The sequence below is a fragment of the Pseudoalteromonas sp. SANK 73390 genome, from assembly GCF_054966645.1.
Map to the genome: position 1 here is coordinate 78558 of NZ_ARPN01000088.1, position 21758 is coordinate 100315.

Below are 21758 nucleotides of genomic sequence, written 5' to 3' on the forward strand. Positions count from 1 at the left end.
CCAGCTTAAATCTACTGGGGATTTATAAATGCAATTATACGGATTAATTAAACTACTTAACGACAACGGTGTTAAGGTTTTTGTTACCGACGGTAAACTAAAAATACTGGATAAACATAATTTTGTCGATGATGAAATTAGAGGCTTGTTAAAGTTACATAAAGAAGCTCTAATCTCAAAGCTATCTGAACTTGGTAAGGTTGAAAGCGGAAAAATTCAAAAAGTTACTAGAGATGATGATAACCGTCTTTCATTCGCACAAGAAAGAATTTGGTTTACTCATCAGCTAAGACCAGATAGTGGTCAATACAATTTAGCTCAGTTATTTAAGGTTACGGGAAAATTCAATGTAGAACTTTTTTCAAAAGCGTTAGACACCTTAATAGCCCAACATGAAGTGCTTAGAACGACTTATCATGAAAGTGATGATGGTTTAATCGTGCAATCTGTAAGAAAGCCTGTTAAGGGCGTGCTGGAGTTTTCTGACTTAAAGGCGTTATCAAAATCTGAGCAAAAGATCGAAGTTCAGCGTGTTGCCTCAATTGATATTAAAAAAGCATTTGATTTAAGTAATGCAATCCCTATCCGTGTAAAGGTATTGCAATTATCAGGTTTTGAATCCGTTGTTATGCTTAATGTGCATCATATAGCTGCTGATGGTGTATCGTTGGAGCTTATTTTTGAGCAACTGAGTCGTTATTATTTTGAAGCACAAAGAGGCTTACCGTTAGAGCCTGAAGCATTAGAATTTCATTATATCGATTATGCTCATTGGCAAAGAGAGTGGCTGCAAAGTAGTGCCTTTGAAAGTTTACTTGAGCAATATACGGCTAAATTGAGTGGTATTCCTGAGCTGCACGATCTTCCTCTTGATAATCCTCGTACTGCAATGCAATCAGTGCAGGGTAACAAACAATCTATTCGACTAGATAAGCAAACAACGCAGATGGTGGAGAAGTTATGTCAACAACATGATGTTACTTTGTTTATGCTTTTGCAAACGGCATTGTCTGTATTACTGAGTCGCTATTCAAATAATAAAGATATTGTGATGGGTACACCGGTATCAGGTCGCTATCGTTCAGAATTTGACTCGTTGATTGGTTGCTTTTTGAATACTCTGGTTTTACGAACTCATTGTGATAGTTCATTAACGTTTTCACAGCTATTAGCTGAGAATAAGCAAAATATACTAGAAACATTTAAGTGCCAGCAGGTTCCTTACGATTCATTGGTTGAAAAATTAAACCCCAAACGCAGCTTAAGTTACAACCCATTGTTTCAAGTGCTCTTTGTACTCCTGCCAACTAAAATATCCGATGAGCAAGACGGTGATGTGAGCATCACCGCTATTGAGCATGAAGCATTCACTGTGAATCATGATCTTGAGTTTTATGCATCAGAGTCTAAAGGCGAAATTGCGTTTAAGTGTATTTACAATAGTAGCCTGTTCAATAGCGACTCTATTACTAATCTAATGGATAGCTTTGCTTTACTGATGCGCAGTGTGGCACAGCAACCTGATTTGCAAATTGCGCAATACTCCATGATCACGTCAGAGCAAAAGCAGCTGTTAAAGCAATTTAATGATACGGAAAAAGTATTTGAGACCTCACAGTGCACCCATCAGCTCATTGAGCGCCAAGCAATCACTTCTCAAAATAAAATTGCGGCTGTATTTGACCAACAAACAATTACTTATAAAGAACTAAATACCAAAGTAAATCAATTGGCTCATTATTTGGTTGAGCAAGGGGTTACATCTGGCGACTTGGTTGGATTGTCGTTTGAGCGTGGCATAAACATGCTAATTGCAGCGCTTGCTATTATGAAATCTGGAGCAGGCTATGTACCGCTTGACCCAACCTATCCAAAAGACAGGTTGATATATATGCTAGAGGATAGCAAGGTTAAACTGTTACTTAGTGATGCTGGAAACCCTCTGTTAGATAATTTAAAAGATATAGAAAGTCTGGTTTTCGATAATAGATTACAACAAACTTTGAGCAGTTATGCAGTTGATAATCTGTCTGAGCATGGAATTTATGTTAATCCCAATAATGTCGCTTATGTAATTTACACCTCAGGTTCGACAGGTAAGCCAAAAGGCGTCGTAATAGAACACAGATCTCTACAAAATTTCCTTAATAGCATGCAAGAAGTATTTGCCGTCAACGAGCAAACGCGTCTATTAGCATTAACGTCAATTGGTTTCGATATTGCTGCTCTAGAGCTATATTTACCGCTGGTCAATGGTGCTCAGCTACATATTGCTTCATCTGCTGTTACTAAAGATGGCATGCTCATTTCTAAATACCTCAATGCAAATGAGATTAACATGATGCAGGCCACACCTTCAGGTTGGCTAACCGTCATGTTAAGCGGCAAATGGCAAGCTGTATCAGGGTTTAAAATGTTGTGCGGTGGTGAAGCAATGCCCGCCGATCTTGCTCAGCAACTACTTAATGTAACTAAGCAAAGTGATGCCACCCTTTGGAATATGTACGGTCCGACTGAAACCACTATTTGGTCCGGCGTTAATAAGATCACTGATACCAATGTAAAAGTAGGTCGACCAATAGCAAATACGCAGTTTTATGTTGTTGACCCTAAAATGAATTTACTCGGAATCGGTTGCCCGGGAGAACTGTGCATAGGGGGTCAAGGGTTAGCCCGTGGTTACCTTGCGCGTCCAGAGTTAACGGCTGAGAAATTTTTGCCAAACCCATTTTCTGAGCAAGGATGTATTTATCGAACAGGGGACTTAGTACGATGGAATAATCAGGGTGAACTTGAGTTTTTAGGTCGAATTGACCAACAAGTAAAAGTGCGCGGTTTTCGAATAGAGCTAGGTGAAATTGAAGCGAATTTATCTCGACTTGAGCAGGTAAAGAGCTGCGTTGTAATAGCTAATGACGTGGCTTCAGGTGACAAGGTGCTGGTGGCATATTTAGTGTGTCATGAGTCGGTCGATGAAGCTGAACAATCTAGTTTGATCACTGAATTTAAAAGCACTTTAAAACAACAGTTACCAGATTTTATGGTGCCTAGCTTGTTTCATTTCCTTGATGCCATGCCCATGACTCCAAATGGCAAAATTGATAGAAACGCACTGCCTAAGTTGAGCTACCTACAGGGCGAACATACCACCTTTTTGGCACCATCAACAGAGACGGAAACTTACTTATCTGCTCTTTGGCAGTCTATGCTAAAAATTGAGAGGGTCGGGGTAAATGATGACTTCTTTAGTCTCGGTGGTCATTCATTGTTGGCCACGCGAATCATCAGTAAAATTCGTGAAGATTTGAATAAAGATTTATCTTTGAAAGACTGGTTTTCAGCATCAACCATTGCCCAACTTGGGTCTATGCTGGACGGTAAAAGTGATGCCTCACAAGTTCCAAAGTTACTCGCTCTTGGGGCCACAGATAATATTCCCGTGTCGTTTGCGCAGCAACGTATGTGGCTGGTGGAGCAACTAGATCAAGGTAGCGTTAAGAACAATATTACTGGGTCTTTTTTAGTCAAAGGCAAGCTAGATTGTTCAGCTGTGTACCAAGCTATTCAAACAATAGTGATGCGTCATGAAGTTTTACGGACCCAATATCATCAGCGTGATGAAGAAATGATACTGACCGTTAATGAAAGTTTTGATACGCCCGTATATCAACATGGTGCGATGTATCTTAAAGAGCATGAGCAACAGCAGTTTATCGACAAGTTTTGTGAAGATAAAATGCAGTATGCATTTGATCTCGAAAAAGATATTCAACTTAAAGTTGATGTATGTCAGCTTGCTCAAGATAAGCATGTGATGGTGTTCAATATGCACCATATTGCTGCAGACGGATGGTCATTGGGTGTACTAATTGACGAGTTTAGTAATCTATATCAGTCATATTGCATTGGTTTTGAAAGCCCGTTAGAAGCGTTACCAGTTCAGTACAGTGACTACTCAAGTTGGCAGAACGAGTGGTTGCAAGGCGATATACTTGAGCAGCATATGGCCTATTGGCAAAAACAGCTTTCAGATGTGCCACAGGTACACAGTTTGCCATTAAAACAGACGAGACCGATTACACAAAGTGACCATGGTAACCAGTTATTACTAAAGCTTGAAAAGCCACTTGCTGACAAAATCAATGCGTTTTGTTTAGAAAAAGATGTCAGCTTGTTTATGTTTTTACAAACCGTGTTAGCAGTGACATTACATGTTTTTAGCAGTGAGAAAGACATTGTTATTGGTTCGCCAATAGCGGGGCGAAATCACTCTAAACTTGAAAAACTTATCGGATTTTTCGTCAATACGCTTGTACTTAGAAACCAAGTAGAAGAAGCGCAGTCGTTCGATAATTTATTGCTTGCCAATAAAGAAATGATCTTGTCTGCGTTTGAGCATCAAGATATTCCTTTTGAGCTGCTAGTTGAGAAACTCAACCCAGCTAGAAGCATGAGTTATAGCCCATTATTTCAAATATTATTTACCTTACAAAATAATGAGCAATCAGGTCTATCCCTGTACGAGTTAGAACTTGAGCCTGTCAATGTACAAGGTGCTGCTATTAAATATGATCTTGAGCTTTATGCAACGGAGCATGAGCAGGGGATAACATGTGATTGGCACTATAATACCGAGCTCTTTGAGCATGAGTTTATTAGCCGCTTAGGTGAGACATTCAACAAGCTACTACAAAATGTATTAGTACAGCCATATCAGCAGGTGGGTAAACTTCAAGCTGTTGATGGACATGTATTTGAGCAATTAGTAAATCAAGTTAGTGGCTACGCCCAGCAAACAGACGTGTCGGACTCGACATTACATATGTTGTTTGAAGCAGTTGCACAAGAGCATCCTCAGTGGAAAGCACTTACACGTCACGAACAGAGCCTCAGTTTCGGGGCCTTAGATCAAAAAGCAAATCAACTAGCGCATTATTTGCTCTCCCAAGGGGTGGGCGTTGGCACTCTAGTTGGGGTAAATGTAGCACCTTCATTTGAGATGAATTTAGCAATTTTGGCGATTTTAAAAGCAGGTGCTGCCTACGTTCCTTTAGAAATAAATCTGAGTGAAAATCGACTCGAAGCAATCGTGCGACAAGCTAACTTAGCAACCGTAATATGTGACAATGAAGGTGAGTCTAAGTTGGCTACGCTTGGGTTGAACGCGGTTAACTTGCAGTGCAATAAGGTCATGTCAAAAATTGCACCGTTGTCAGAGCAAGCCTTAGATATCAATATATCAGCGCAATCAACCGCGTGTATAATTTTTACGTCTGGTTCTACTGGTGTACCAAAAGGCGTGGAGGTATCACATAGTAATTTAGTTAACCGCATTCACTGGATGCAAAAGACATTCCCATTAATCTCTCAGAATAATGATTATCACGATGTGTGTGCGCAGAAAACATCAATTAACTTTGTTGACCATATAGCAGAGATCTTTCACCCTCTTTCAGTAGGTTGTGTCAGCGTTATTATCGATAAGTCTCAACAAATAAATCTAGAAAACTTTATTCAGATATTGGGTAAAGAGGGCATCTCTCGTATTACACTGGTGCCATCATTACTTAAAGCAATGGTTGATACGCCTCAGTTTAGTATATTAAGTAGTTTAAAAATGATCATAAGCAGTGGCGAATTATTGCCAAGATCATTGGCAAACGAAGTGATGAGCCGTTTAGAAAATATTCAGCTACTCAATTTATACGGTTCCACGGAAGTCGGTGCAGATGCAAGCTATTATTTATTTGATAAGGCGCTTGGGAGGGATCAAGAGTCGGTTGCCATTGGCCGACCAATAGATAACTTACAATTGTATGTATTGAACGAGTCTCGAAACCTTTTACCGTATGGTGCCGTTGGTCAACTTTATGTGGGTGGCGCTGGAGTGGCATCCGGTTATTTACAAAAAGAGCTGGAACAAGACAGGTTTATTGAAAACCCTTTTATTGTCGGGCAAAGGTTGTTCAAAACAGGGGATTTAGTAAGGTGGGGAGCCGATCAACAGTTACATTATTTAGGTCGAGTTGATCAGCAAGTAAAAATCCGTGGCATGCGTGTTGAGTTATCTGAAATTGAAGAGTATTTGCTCGCTGATGTGCAGATAAAAGACGCTTTAGTTTTAGCTGAACAAGATAAGTTAGTTGCATTTTTGGTTGCGAAACACCCTCACAGCCCACAAGCAAAGAATGAGCCTGTATTCATTGAGCAGGTGAAAAATACGATAAGTACGAACCTGCCTGATTATATGCTTCCGCATGCTTATGTTATGTTGCCTTCACTGCCATTAAATGCCAATGGAAAGTTAGATAGGCAGGCACTTAAAGCATTGATAACAAAAGATCTATTTGTTAATGATTTTGTTGGCCCTACGACGCAATCAGAAAGAGCTATTTGCTCCGTTTGGCAAGCCGCATTAAATGTGGAGCAAGTCGGTATAAATGACAACTTCTTTACCTTGGGTGGTCATTCGTTGCTGGCAACGCGAGTTGCAAATAAGTTATCGGATATATTTGGCTGCAAAGTAACCCTGCGTGATATTTTTAGCTTTATTACTGTAAGAGAGTTAGCGTGTGCGATTGATGACAAAGAAAAGCGGGCTTGTGAAATGGCCATTCAACCAATGTCGTCAGAAGATAAATTGGTTTTATCTTATGGCCAACAGCGGCTTTGGTTTGTGCATCAATTGGAGGGACAAAGTGCGCAGTTTAACATTAATGGTGCCTTTGCATTAAAAGGGAGCTTAGATAAGCATTGCTTAATTCAAGCGCTAACTACAATTATTGAACGCCATGAGGTGTTGAGAACGCAGATACACTCTGTGAACGGTGAGCCACAAGGAGTGTTAAGTGAAACGTTTGAGTTGCCATTAACTCAACATGATTGGCGTGCTAGTACATTTGCAATTCAAGATGAGCAACTAAAGGCATTAATAGCAGAAGATGCGCTAAAAACCTTTGATCTTGAAAAGGATATTTTGGCTCGATTTAACTTAGTAGAGCTAGCTGATGAAGAGCATATTCTTATTTATAATCTACATCATATCGTTGCAGATGGTTGGTCGTTAAATGTTCTTGTAAAGGAGTTCGCGGCTCAGTATGAGACACTAATTAACGATAAGCCAAGCTCCTTAGCTGCTTTACCTATTCAGTACCATGACTACGCCAACTGGCAACGTCAATTACTGAACGAGGGAGATATTGAGCAGCAGCTTCAATATTGGAAAGCGCAGTTACAAGACATTCCTCAGGCGCATAGTTTAAAGCTTGATATGCCAAGGCCTGCAAAGCAAACCTATATTGGCAGCAGCTTACAAACAGTACTTGATACCGACTTATTAGCCAACTTGAAGTCGTATTGTGAACAACAGCAAGTAACACTTTTCATGTTGTTAGAAACGATATTTGCACTGCTAATTGGCCGTTATAGTAATGAACAAGATATCGTGATTGGCTCGCCAATATCAGGACGCAATCATAATCAAATTGAACCGCTTATTGGCTTTTTTATCAACACGTTAGTATTGCGAAACGACCTCAGTGACAATCCGCGCTTTGTCGACCTGCTACAACGCAATAAACAAATGACTTTAGATGCGTATGCTAATCAGGATGTATCTTTTGATATGTTGGTTGATGAACTTAAGCCAGTGAGAAGTCGAAGCCACAGCCCATTATTTCAAATTCAATTTGTACTACAAGACAGTGACAGGGAAAGCCTCTCATTGCCTAATTTGGAATTAGAGAATTTACGCCAAGATACCAACTCGATCCAATACGACATAGAGCTATATGCTGTTGAGTTTGAAAAAGGAATTGTTCTCAACTGGCACTTTAATACTGATTTATTTAGAAAAAGCTCTCTTAAGCGGATGTCTGATAGCTTTGATGTACTTGCGCAAAGCATCATACGTAATCCAAATGAGCGCATTCAGTCTTTACCAGTTGTATCACAGTTGACCCAAAAGCAACTTATTCATGATTGGAACAAAACGAGCCAGACCTTCAAAGAGCAAAGTCATTTACATTTAGCATTTGAACAACAAGCGCTTAATTGGCCAGACAAAGTTGCAGTGCGTCATGAGCAAACAACATATAGCTTTGCACAATTGAACCAAAAAGCGAATCAGCTTGCGCGTTATTTGATTAAGCAAGGAGTTGAGTCAGGTGAGCTTGTCGGTATTTGCTTAGAGCGCTCTTTTGCTTCTGTTACGGCGATGTTAGCTGTGCTTAAGGCTGACGCAGCATATGTGCCATTAGGTCATGACTATCCGCAGCATCGTTTAAACAATATTGTTCAAGACGCTCAACTTAAACGAGTCATAACAACATCAGATATTATACCTGCTTTGTCGTTGGAGAACGTTGCACCTATCATTCTGAATGAGCAAGCTGTTTATGAAGATATTGAGCTGCTAGAGTCAGATGATTTACCGCAAGAATTTTATGGGCCACCAGGTATTGCATGTGTGATTTATACATCTGGTAGCACCGGTATACCAAAAGGCGTTGAGCTTTCTCATGATACTTTGGTTAATCGTATTCAATGGATTGAAAATGCCTATCCAATGCAGGCTTACGAAGTTGCGTGTCATAAAACGTCTCTCAACTTTGTTGATCACGTTGCTGAGTTGTTTCATCCACTCAGCACAGGGGTGCCTATTGTTATTGTTGGACACCAAGAAATACTTGATACCAGACGTTTCAATGCACTATTGGCTACGCATAATGTCAGCCGAATTACCGTTGTACCCTCATTTTTGCAGAGCATGATGCAACATGACAATGTGGGTGAGTTGGCAAACCTGAGCTTAGTTGTTAGTAGCGGTGAGGCACTGTCAATTAGTTTAGTATCTATGTTTAAAGCGCTACTTTCACATACTCGCTTGTTGAATTTCTATGGTTCAACAGAGGTTGGTGCCGATGTAACTGCATTTGTTGTTCATCATGGTCAAAATAAAAGTGTTGATAGGTATTTCTCAACCACTAACAAAGTGGAACTCAAGCGAGTTGAGCAAGATGGGCAAAATTTCAAATTTCAAGTGGATTTGAATGAGTCCATCACCCACCCGAAAACAGAATTGCGAGAATTGTTAGGTAACTTTTCTGATCATGAAATTCCGAATACGGCTTGTGACCTTGCAGACTATGTTGATTATATTAATGAAAAAGTAATGCCTTACATTGTTAATGTGTCAGAAGGTAAGTTTATTGGCCATATGACATCGGCACTGCCGGACTTTATGCCCGAATTTTCGCGCTTAATTTCTATGCTCAATCAAAATATGGTGAAAGTTGAAACATCTAAAAGCCTGTCATTACTTGAGCGGCAGGTTTTGGCTATGACTCATCAAAAGTTCTATGGCTTTGACGATTCGCTGTATAAACAAAATATCCAAGACCCATTCAAGGTATTTGGCCTAGTAACAAGTGGTGGAAGCTTAGCTAACATAACTTTATTGCAATGTGCGAGAAATAAAGCATTAATGCAGCTTGGCTTTAGTGCCCGAGATATTGGTATGCAAGGCGCCTTCTCTTTGCTGGAACAAACACCGTTCAAACGCATGGTGATTTTAAGTTCGCGTTTAGCTCACTACTCCATGAGAAAAGCGGCAATACTGCTGGGTATCGGAGAGCAAAATATTAGGCTTATTCCTCAAGATGACGATCAAAAAGTTGATATTAAAGCATTAGAAAATCAAATTCTTGAATGTAACGAAAATGGAGAGTTGATTATCGCTCTGGTTGGTATTGCGGGAGCTACTGAAACGGGCACCGTTGACCCACTACCAGATATGCATGCCCTTGCTAAGCAGTACAAGATCCATTTCCATGTTGATGCAGCTTGGGGGGGGGTATTCCAGTTTTCTGATAAACATAGGCATCGCATTGCGGGCGTTGAACTTGCTGACTCAATTACTCTTTGTGCGCACAAACAACTTTATCTACCACAAGGTATTAGTCTGTGCTTAGTCAAAGATATAGAAAATACAGGGATCATTTCAACACACACGAACTATCAGGCGCAAAATGGCAGTTATGATTTAGGTCAGTATTCTTTAGAGGGGTCCAGACCCGCGCTGTCACTACTTTTGCATGCTGCTTATCACTTAATATCATCTCAAGGCTATGCCTCTTTGGTCGACAGAAGTATGCAGCGAGTGAAGTACTTCCAAGAGATGATAGAAAGTCATGAGGCATTTGAGCTGATAGGTGAGCCGCATACCAATATTATTAACTATCGTTATATTCCTCGAGAGTTGAGAGGGCTAAATACAGAGCGCTTTGATGATATGCAAAATGATCAGATCAGCGAAGCAACTGACACAATTCAACAAGAGCAGTTCTTAAGAGGGCAAACATTTGTCTCTCGCACAAAAATTATTAACAAGCGATATCACGACAAATTGATCTCGGTATTTCGAGTCGTGATTTCTAACCCACTAGTTCAGAATGAAATGTTCCATGAAATTATGAAAGATCAGCTATCAGTAGCCGCCAGTACAGTGGAGCAAGATAGTCGGTTATCTGAGCTTATGGACTTAATGGCAATTCCAAATGGTCGTTTAGACAGAGAATCATTAGATAACTGGATGGTACCTATCGGTAAGCCAATTGCCAATACTAAGTTACTCGTGCTTAACGAAGATAAGTCTTTGGTACCCGTAGGTGCAAAGGGCGAACTTTATGTAAGTGGTAAAGCGTTAGCCAATGGCTATCTAAACCGACCAGATTTAACCGAACAATCTTTTATACCTAACCCTTACTCTGATGATAATGAAGTGATGTTTAAAACCGGTGACATTGTTAGCTGGCTACCGGATGGCAACTTAGTTTACCTCGGTAGAAAGGACAACCAAGTGAAGATCAGAGGTATGCGTATTGAGGTGGGTGAAGTTGAGTATCACTTACAGCAGCTAGACCAAGTTCAAGCGGCTGTTGTTAAACTTTGCAAGATTAAGCGCAGCAGCACATCACAAGAAAGGGAACTTGTTGCGTATATAGGCGCTTCCTTAGCTGATGCTCAGAGTAAAGCTACTTTTGTTGAGGAACTTAAAGCAAAACTGGCTCTGCGTTTACCAGATTACATGGTGCCTCAAGTTTGTATTGTGATGGAGTCACTACCAGTGAATACAAGTGGCAAGATCGATGTTAAACGCTTACCAGAACCGACAGAAGCTCAATTATCACTGTGTTCTTATGTAGCACCAAGAAGCGAAATAGAAAAATTAGTGTGTTTGGTTTGGCAAGAGGTACTGGAATTAGATCAAGTGGGCATTCATGACGATTACTTTGCGCTTGGAGGACACTCTCTGCTGGCAACGATAATCACTAATAGGCTCTCAAAACAAGTCGGTGTAACGGTGGATGTAGGACTTTTATTTGAATATTCAAAGGTGGCAGCATTTGCTTCAGCCATTGAAGCGTTAAAAGTTTTAGCAACTGATGACACTGAGGAGTGTGAGGGTATTGAGCAAGACGAACACGATTTAGAGCTGACCATATAGTCAGTTCTTCGGTATGTAACCGATAAGATGAATATCAAAGTAAGTGATAGAAAAGAATAAAAGCAGGAGTTTTTATAATGTACGAGCAAATACTAAAAGAACTAAAAGAAAAAATATTAAAATTGGCGTTGCAAACGATAATTTAAAAGTGGTTGATGAAGAAAAAAATTTAGACGCGACGTTGATAGCTAAGTTAAAAGAGCATAAACAAGAGTTAATTGCATTTTTAACATCGAAGTCAGAATTAGCATTGTCAGATTTCCCTCTTGCAAATTTAGAGCAAGAGGAGTTTTTGGAAATTGTTGATGATTACCCTAATGTCAGTTCTCTTTACGTCGCCACACCACTGCAAAAAGGTATGCTTCATGAAGAACAGGTAAGTAACTCTGAAAGTGTCTATGTGATGCAGTACATAAATCAGCTCAATGGTGAGTTGGATTCCACCTTATTGCGTCAAGCTTGGCAAAAAGTACTTGCCAGACATGAAAGCCTCAGAACTGCATTTGTTGGTTTTGCAGCTACCGAAGTACACCAGCTTGTGTCTACAAATATTGACCTTCCTTGGCAAGTGCTAGATTTTTCAAGTTTGAATACTGAACAAGTGGACAGTGCGATATCAGAGTTCATCGCAAAAGATAAATTGCTAGGGTTTAATTATGCAAACCCGCCTTTGATGCGAGTGACGCTCATTCAATTACCACAACAAAAAACACAAGTTGTTTGGACATATCACCATACGATAGTTGATGGTTGGTCAATTCCGATTGTGCTCAATGAGGTTTTTGAGATATATCAATCATTATTACACAACAGAGCGGATACGCTCGGTGAGGCAGTTCAGCTTAACTTGTATATGCAATGGCTTAAAGGTCAACACAGCGAGCAGGCAGAGTCATTTTGGCAAGACTATTTAAGTGGTATTAGAAGTGCGACATCCATTCTATCTACGGATGAGAAGACCCTGTCTGGAAATACGGAAGTTACCACGGTATTGGATAAGGGTGTAACAGCGAGCTTGGAACACTTAGCAAAGCGTTGTAATACAACTTTTTTTAGTGTTTTACAGCTGGCTTGGGCTCAGCTACTGAACTTATATAGTAACGCTAATCAGGTTGTATTTGGTACAACCGTGTCAGGCCGACCCCCAGAAGTTTCGGGGATTGAACAGGTTGTTGGTATGTTTATTAACTCGATACCAGTTCGGGTAGACTTTAATCACAATGACTCGATTGAAGACGCATTGCAGCGCGTTCATCAAAGCAATGCTCAAAGCCAACAATATAACTATTTTCCTCTAGAGCGTATCAAATCTGTTAGTGATTTTGACTCGAGGGCAAGCTTGTTTGAGAGTTTGTTGATTTACTACAATATTCAAAATAATGACACCGTCGCTGAGCCCACACAGGACCCAACTGCTGAGTTGTCGTCATCTTCTTCAAGCCTTGAGCAGACGTACAACATGCCGCTGACGGTGAAAGCATTCAATTCAAATAATGCACTTACGGTCAACTTTGAATTTGCGCAGGAAAACTACACACGTCGCGAAATAGAGCAAGTGGCACAGCATTTCGCCAACGTTCTTGGTTGGTATGCTGAACATGAGCTTGGCACTAAGCTAAGAGAGCTGACATTACAAAATGCTTTAGATATGCCTCCAGCTGTCTATGAAAGTACTCAGGACTTTGTTGAACGTTTTGACTTTAATGCACGGAATATACCTTCAACAAGTGCGTTGGTGTTTGATGATGAAGAGGTCTCTTATGAAGCACTTAACACACAAGCAAATTGTATTGCTAACTATTTAGAAGAGCAATCCTTACACAAGGATGCAACAGTTGCGATATCGTTAGAAAAAACCCCATTGTTAGTGGCAACTTTACTCGCAGTACTTAAATCTGGTGCTAACTTTTTGCTGGTTGATTGGAATCAACCAGCGAGCAAGATAGTTTCTATGCTTGAGCTTGCCAATGTAGAAATGGTGGTGACGCAGGAATCGGTGGAAGACTACCTGCCTAGCAAACTGCCTAATGTGATTATTTTAGATAAACGAAAAGTGGCTAAAAAGATTAATAAGACATCTGCTGATTATTTATCTAAACCTATCACGAATGATCAGACTGCGTTCATTTCATTTGTAGCGAATGCCTCAGGGAAAATGACATATATCAAAACCAGCCGGGCTCGCTTCTCCAGATTGTTGACCTTGTGTGATGAGCACTATACGGATGAGTTTTTAGAACGTGTGTTGTGCAGTTCAGCGATGAGTAATGATCTGATGTTGTTAGAGCTATTTCTGCCTTTAGTTAAGGGAAATATCAGTGTATTGGTCAATGAAGTTTATGAGTTGCTATTAAATGAAGAGTCAGCCCCCACTTTTATTAACCTTACAGCAAAGCAGTTTGATGAATTGCAAGGGCGGGGCTTTGATTTTTCAAGTGTACAAGTAATCAACTTTTATGGTGTGCAACCTTCTGCGTCTGAAATGAGAGCGTTTAAGAAATACAAAGATATACATGCATATTTCTTGCGATATATGGCTGAGTCAACACTTATTTATGCAATCAAAGAATTAAAAATTAATGCTCTAAATATTGATAATGTTGGTAATGCATTTGACTCTCAAGGACGCTTTATTTTGCTTAATCACAATAACCATGTGCAAGGTGCTGGCATGTTAGGTGAGCTGTGCATTGTGAGTGAGCAAGTAATACCAGAGTATGTTGGTGATACACAATTAAATGAACATGCATTTATTCAAATGGATACGCAATCAGGTGCCCAGTTATTTGCCTTTAGAACAGGTAATATGGCATATCAAACGCATAATAGTGAATTTGTTATTGTTGGGCGTAATGATAGGCGTGTTGAGCATGCAGGCCTTCGAGTCGAGCTTACAGAAATAGAAGGCTATCTGGAGAGTATCGACAATATTGTAAGTGCTTCAGTGATTGTTAGGGATGATTTATCTGGCGGGGAGTTTTTAGTTGCTTATATGGAGACTGAACATTTTGTTGGTTACTTAGATGACTATAGTGACAATAAAGATTATTACGAGGCGATCGAACGCTGTAAATCGTCACTCAAAGATAATTTATTACCTAATCTAGTTCCTGAGTTTTACATCTTCTTGGAATCACTACCGAGATTTTCAGACGGTACAATTAACTATAAAAAACTACCGAATCCAGAAACTTACAAAAAAGAAACCCGAGACTATCTTGCACCTACTAATGACACCCAAAAACAAGTACTGAAATATTGGGAGGATGTTTTCCATATTCGCGATATCAGTATTGACAATAATTTCTTTGACTTAGGTGGTACATCGTTACAGCAAACAGGTTTGCAAGCAAAAATAAACAAGGGGTTCGGTGTTGAGCTAACGGTTGATCAAATTTTCGACATTCCAACTATCGAGGGGATGGCTCAGGCGATCAATGAAGAGCTATCCATACTTGAGGGAGCCTAGTTTCTTAACTAGGCAAACTAAAAATTTGTAAAGGACGAAAATAAAAATGAAAAAAAATAAAAAAATCATAGAGCTAGCAGGTGTTTGTAAAAGTTATACCAAAGGGAGTCATGAAGTTACAGTTTTAAATAATTTTGATTTATCGATTAATAGGGGGGAGTTTTTATCAATAATGGGGCCTTCTGGAACGGGTAAATCAACGTTGCTAAATATTGTTGGTGGGCTAGATAAGCCGGATGTTGGCTCAGTAAGTTTAGCAGATGTTGACGTATACAAACTAACTGATAGTAAGCTAACCAATTGGCGAGCAGAACATATAGGGTTTATTTTTCAAGCCTATCATCTTATTCCTGTACTGACCGCAGAGCGAAATGTTGAATTGCCTTTATTACTCAAGCCTTTGAATAGTAAAGAGAGAAAAAAGAGAGCTGAAGCAGCATTAGCGATAGTTGGTCTATCTGAGCATGCTCATCATTACCCAAAAGAATTATCAGGTGGTCAAGAGCAGCGTGTGGCGATAGCACGAGCTATTGTGACAAACCCTGACATTCTTATTTGCGATGAACCAACTGGGGGATTAGACGCTACAACAGCAAAGGAAATTCTAAATATCTTAAAAAGCCTAAATGAGGATTATGGTAAAACAATTGTCATGGTTACTCATGACCCGATAGCAGCAAGTTTTGCGTCTCGCCAAGTTACTCTATCCAATAACCAGGTCACAGAGGTAGGTATGTCATGAAGTTAGGTCAATTGTCATGGCTTAATTTTATTGGCCAACCTGGGCGCACAGCCATGAATTTACTCTCTATCATGCTTGCGTTTTTACTCTTTGGCTTAATGAACGCATTAAGCCAAATTTACGATGCGGATAAGACTTCACTGACCAACAGTGACCAAAGGATCGTCACTTATAACAGGTTAACATTAACTAAGTCTCTTCCGTATACTTACAAACAAGAAATAGAAAAGTTCGATAGTGTACTGGCTGTTTCTCGGCAAAATTGGTTTGGCGCTTATTATCAAGAACAAAGTAATGACTTTGCTCAATATGCTGTGGACCCAGTTGAGTATAGCAAAATATATTCAGAATATAATATAAGTGACGAGGCTATAGATAAGTGGACTCGCACTATAAATGGGATATTAGTCACAAAAGAACTAATGGATAAGTTTAAATGGAAAGTTGGAGATACTGTTCCTATAGGTTCAAGTATATGGCCAAATAAAGAGGGGTTTATTTGGCAATTCTTAATTGTTGAAGTGTTAGATAAAAAGGCTTCAGTTGGTGTTGAAAACCAAGTTTTAATGAGGTTTGACCTATTTGAAGAAGCGAATCTTTATTCAAAGGGAAATACTGATGAACTGCTTATTCGCATTAATGATGATTATGATGTTAATCAAGTGGCAGTGCAAATAGATGATCTTTTTTCTGATTATAGTCAAGCAACAAGATCTCGACCTGAAAACTTATTTAAAAAACAGTTCACAAAGCGATATGAGTTATTGAAAACTGTTTTTAGTGTTGTACTTTTTGCTGTTTTTATAACCATGGTATTAATCGTGAGTAACAGCATTGCATCATCAATCAGAGAGAGGTTTTCTGAGTATACAATTTTAAAAGTCTTAGGATTTGATAGCTCAAATATTTACTTGCTTATTTTAACACAAGGTTTGTATTTGTTTTCAATAGGGGCTGCCTTAGGGCTGGGAATCGCCAAGTTGACATTAGTGGTTACAGCGCCGCTTTTGGTGAGCTACCCCATGCTAGATGGTATTAACATTGATGTAGGTACCGTCAATGAAGCACTTATCATTGTTGTACTGTTGAGTATTGTGACGACGATGATTCCGGCTCTAAGAGTCAACAAAGCGAAAATTATTGATGTATTGAGAGGGTAAGCAAATGCAAGGATTTAAACAGGTACTCCACCTTTTTATGGTGAACTTACTGAGTTTGCCCAAGCGTTGGTACAGCAGCTTTGTCGCTATTATTGGTGTTGCGGGCGCGGTGGCGATTTTGATGGGGATTTTTTCCGTATTAAATGGCTTTCAGTCAACCATGAAGTTGGCTGGTTCAGATGATATCGCTGTTGTTATAAAACATGGTGCTCAGTCTGAAATGCGAAGCTTTATGCCCGCTTTTCACGCCAATATTGTTACAGATATCGCTGGACCAGAGCGCTCGGCGAAGGAGTTGTTTACTAGTTTTGATCTTAATGTCGGCGGGGCTGAGAACACCATAAATGTTGCTTTGCGTGGATTAAGTCAAGAATCTTTAACAATTCGAAAAGATGTAAAACTGCTGGCCGGGCGCATGTTTAAGTGGGGTACTACGGAGCTTATTATTGGCAGGAGTATATTCAGTAAACTGGATAATGTCGCACTCAATTCCATGTTGGAAATTGGCAACACAAAGTGGCAAATAGTTGGTGTCTTTGAAGACAATGGCAGTGTGCTTGAGTCTGAAATTTGGCTCGACTCGTTATTGCTAAGGCAGTTGTATGACCGGGGATATTCTTCAGTACGGGTCAAGCTAAATGGTGAGTCTGACTTGGAGCAGTTACAGCATGATTTAAGTAATGATAAACGATTACGAGTTTCGATCATGACAGAGTCTCAATACTACGCCAGTCAATCAGAAGATATTGAAAAATTTGTGACTTATATTGGATATCCATTGCTAGGTTTAATGGCTCTTGGAACTGTACTGGTCACGTTGAGTAGCATGAGTTCAACGATTGCTGCTAGAAGAGTAGAAGTAACGACGTTACAAGCTATTGGCTTTTCATCGACCAAGGTGTGTTTGTCAATTTTGCTTGAGTCCGCCTTTTTAGGTTTGATAGGTGGATTAATAGGTGTGTTAGGGGTTTATTTATTAGTGGATGGAGTAAAGCTATCAACCGTTAATGATATGAGCTTTTCACAGGTGAATTTTATGCTTACGGCAACGCCAGAGACGCTAATGCTAGGCGTTGCAGTATCCATATTAATTAGCCTTATAGGTGGCCTTTTTGCGCTACTGGGCATTGTTAGAATGCCAATCGTAGCAGCATTAAGATAATAATAAAAACAAAGAGCAAGCTTTGGTGAACGGCTAAAGTTTGTTTTTAAAGGCACGAGTATAGTTATTAAGTGGTTATGTTATACCGTGCTTTTTTGAGTGGATGCTGATTAATGCTAGTAACAGACTTTATTTTGTTTTGTCGGTCAAAAAATATAAAAATTGGACTTAATGGTTCAGACATCAAAGTTGCGGGCAACAAGCAGCTTTTAACTAAAGACATTGTTGATTACTTGAAAGAGAATAAGGCTGAGATCATTAAGTTTTTGAGTAGCCACTCTCAAATAAAGCAAAATGATGCATTGGACATTCCTAAATTTGATAGAACCCACTCTATCCCACTGTCATATGCTCAACAGGGAATGTGGTTTGTACAGCAGCTAGAGTCTGATAGTCGTCAATATAATATGATCAGTAACCTGCGAGTTCTGGGTGATTTAGACCATGATATTTTCGATCGCACTATCGCTGCAATTATAGAGCGTCATGAAACTCTTCGCAGTAATATTATTGAACGCGAGGGGGGGGTTTATCAAGTCGTACGTGAGCAAATTTCTTTACCAGTTATAACACAGGATCTAAGTAATTTAGACGTTAATCAGCAAGAGTCTGAAATTGCCAAAAGAGCTAATTCTGAGGCGTTTCTTTCATTTGATTTAATGGAAGATACGTTAATTAAAATTCTACTATTTAAGCTCAATAGTTCCGAGCACGTTCTGATTTTCAATATTCACCACTTAGTGTGTGATGGTTGGTCATTGAATATTATTGGTAAAGAGTTTAATCAATTATACCAATCATTTGCAAAAGGAAATCCAAGCCCGCTTGCCCCTATACATATCCAGTATGCTGACTTTGCAGCTTGGCAACGTGAAGAAAGTAATAGTCAATTACTTGAGAAAGATATCCAGTATTGGAAAAGTAAACTTGCTGATGCGCCAGCAATACATAGTATTCCATTGGACTCCTCACGTTCTGCGAACCAATCTTATGTTGCAGGTACAATAACGCGTAAGATCTCAGATAGTTTATACACTGAGGTCAGAAAGCTATGTAATCAGCAGGGCGTTACATTATTTATTCTTGCACAAGCCGCCTTTAATATTGTCTTAAGTCGACTACAAAATAGTCGAGACATTGTTATGGGAACGCCCGTATCTGGTCGCTACCACGAAGATCTTGAATCGCTAATTGGTGTGTTTATTAATACCATCCCTTTGAGAACTGAGCTGGAGGCTAGCGATACTTTTAAAACTTTATTACAGAAAGTTAAAAAAGGCACTTCTGAAGCCTTCCAACATCAAAAAGTACCATTCGATATGTTGGTAGATAAGTTAAAAGTGGAACGCAGCACCAGTTACAACCCCTTAATACAAGTTTTATTGAATGTATTTGAAGATTTTAATGTAGCCTCGTCAGCTGATAGTGAGTTGCAAATTGAACCTTATAGGCCAATTAAAGAAACGGGTGATGAACACAATAGCATATTTGATTTAACTCTATATGTGACCCATGCAAATAACAATATCATACTTGGTCTAGAGTATAAGAAAGCGCTATTTAAACCTAGCACAGCTGAAGCGATTCTAGATGTATTACAGTTTACTCTAGAGCAGGTAACAGAGAATGCTGATATTTGTTTGGACCATTTACAATATACCCAGCCAGCACAGATAGGCACGATGCTAAGTAGACTTGCCCCCCAGGTTGCCCCTCTAGATACATTTTTTGCTCATCAAAAAATCGACCAGTATGCGGTTGATATACCAAACAAAAGAGCATTGATCAGTGTGGAAGGGGAAAGCGCGTATAGTTTGACTTATCAAGAATTGAAACAGCGTTCAGATTCCGTTGCTGGCTACTTAGTAAATCAAGGTGTATTGCCTGGCGAATACGTGGGTGTGTACATGGAAAGAGGCCTTAATATGGTGGTCTCTATCCTTGGTATACTAAAAGCAGGAGCTGCCTATGTTCCGCTTGCCACAGATCTGCCACATGGGCGCATCGCGCAGATGCTTGAAGTTTCTGAACCAAAATTGACGTTAGTGGATGAGCTACGTTTAAAAGCATTTGAGGACTCAAGTGGTATTCATGAGATAGAAACGGTCATACAAGCGGATGTGCCTTTTACTCATACGGTTGAGCTTAGTGGTAGTTCTCCTGCGCATATTATTTTTACATCAGGCTCAACTGGTACGCCTAAAGGTGTTATTGGTTCGCATCTCGCTTTACTAAATCGAGTATCTTGGAGTAATCAAGCATTCCCTTATTCGCATAATGAGTGTGCATGTCATATAACGTCCGTGTCATTTATACGAGCTGTATGGGAGCTATTTACTCCCTTAATGGCTGGACAAACCATGGTACTCATTCAAAAGTCTGATCTACTAGATGGCAATTTACTGCTCAAACGCTTACAAGAATACTCTATTAGCCGAATTGTAACCGCTCCTTCTTTGGCAAGGAGTTTGATTGAGGTTGCTAATAGTGAAGAATTGGCATCTTTGCAATATTGGTTCATCAGTGGTGAAGCGCTGAAGAGTAAACTTGCGCAAGATATTCAAAACACGCTACCAAGCGTTAACGTAATTAACTTATATGGCTCGACAGAGGTCACATCTGATGTCACTGCTTGGCAATTTGATGGAATGACAGAAAAAGCGGACGCTCCGCTAGGTCAGCCAATTTCAAATTGCAGCTTATTGATACTCGGGCCATCAGGGCAGCTGATGCCAGATCATATTCCAGGAGAAATCTGTGTATCCGGTAAAAACCTTGCTACGGGGTATTTGAATCAACCAGAGTTTACCGAAGATAAATTTACGGCTCATCGCTTTGGCGATGAATTCGGATTGCGCATTTACCGAACAGGAGACTGGGGCCGAAGAGTGTGGGATGAACTTACTCAAAGTTATACCTATGAGTATCTAGGCCGTATTGATGACCAGTTAAAAATTAGAGGTTTTAGGATTGAGCCTGGCGAAATTGAAGCTCAACTACTTGAAGAAGAGTCAGTTGAGGATGTTAGGGTTATTGTTCGTGGTGTTGATGACAATGCACAATTAGTGGCTTATGTGATCCCTAAGTTTACCGGCTTTTTAACCTCATTGCTTTATCAATCGCAAGCTGAAGTCGTGGAGTATTATAAGCAGCAGCTATCTGGCAAGTTAGCGCAATACATGGTGCCAAGCCAATTTGTATTTCTAGATCGCTACCCACTTAGAGCGAATGGTAAAGTGAATCGTCAAGCATTACCAGAACCAAATTTAGAGCAAATAGCACGTACTCAATACGTTGCACCTACAACGGCTATACAGCTTCAGTTCGCTGAATTATGGCAGAGCTTACTTGACATTGAGCTGGTGGGTATACACGACAATTTTTTCAATATTGGTGGTCATTCTCTGTTAGCGATGCGGTTTTTAAGTACCGTTCGTTCTAAATATAAAGTTGATCTTCATTTGAGAACGCTTTTCTCAAACCCTACCATATCGGCACTGGCAAAAATATGTGAGCAAGGTGCCGGAACTTACCAATATGCTGAGATTGAGCCTATTGCGCGGACACAGAAATTACCTTTATCTTTTTCTCAGCAAAGACTGTGGCTGGCTTCTCAGCTTGAAGAAAATGAGGTGCAATATAACTTGCTTAACACTTTGCTACTTGAAGGGAAGCTAGATAAAGCAGCATTTGAAAAAGCAATACATACGATAGTGGCG

The 21758-nt window shown here is 39.8% G+C and carries 6 protein-coding genes; all 6 read left to right on the forward strand.

Annotated elements, in window-relative coordinates; all coding sequences use genetic code 11:
* Nucleotides 1–28 precede the first annotated feature (28 nt).
* Nucleotides 29–11506 carry an amino acid adenylation domain-containing protein gene (locus tag SANK73390_RS11265; protein ID WP_462766114.1) on the forward strand — a complete coding sequence of 3826 codons (11478 nt, stop codon included), beginning with the start codon at nt 29–31 and terminating at the stop codon, nt 11504–11506.
* Nucleotides 11507–11549: 43 nt separating this feature from the next.
* Nucleotides 11550–14975, forward strand: a complete 3426-nt coding sequence (locus SANK73390_RS11270; RefSeq protein WP_462766115.1) for a condensation domain-containing protein — start codon at nt 11550–11552, stop codon at nt 14973–14975.
* 46 nt (nt 14976–15021) lie between these two features.
* Nucleotides 15022–15717: an ABC transporter ATP-binding protein gene (locus SANK73390_RS11275; protein WP_462766116.1), complete on the forward strand. Its 696-nt coding sequence runs from the start codon at nt 15022–15024 to the stop codon at nt 15715–15717.
* Entirely contained in the window at nt 15714–16877 is a 1164-nt protein-coding gene (locus tag SANK73390_RS11280) for an ABC transporter permease (RefSeq protein ID WP_462766117.1), read from the forward strand. The genes SANK73390_RS11275 and SANK73390_RS11280 overlap by 4 nt, the downstream gene beginning before the upstream one ends.
* A gap of 4 nt (nt 16878–16881) precedes the next feature.
* Nucleotides 16882–18039, forward strand: a complete 1158-nt coding sequence (locus SANK73390_RS11285) for an ABC transporter permease (RefSeq protein ID WP_462766118.1) — start codon at nt 16882–16884, stop codon at nt 18037–18039.
* A 113-nt stretch (nt 18040–18152) separates the two neighbouring features.
* Nucleotides 18153–21758, forward strand: a 3606-nt coding sequence (locus tag SANK73390_RS11290) for an amino acid adenylation domain-containing protein (protein ID WP_462766119.1), incomplete at its 3' end; no start/stop codon positions are given.

Excerpts from the sequence above, each read along its gene's own strand:
- SANK73390_RS11265 (WP_462766114.1), top strand. The coding sequence starts at position 29 with ATGCAATTATACGGATTAATTAAACTACTTAACGACAACGGTGTTAAG.
- SANK73390_RS11275 (WP_462766116.1), top strand. The coding sequence starts at position 15,022 with ATGAAAAAAAATAAAAAAATCATAGAGCTAGCAGGTGTTTGTAAAAGT.
- SANK73390_RS11280 (WP_462766117.1), top strand. The coding sequence starts at position 15,714 with ATGAAGTTAGGTCAATTGTCATGGCTTAATTTTATTGGCCAACCTGGG.
- SANK73390_RS11285 (WP_462766118.1), top strand. The coding sequence starts at position 16,882 with ATGCAAGGATTTAAACAGGTACTCCACCTTTTTATGGTGAACTTACTG.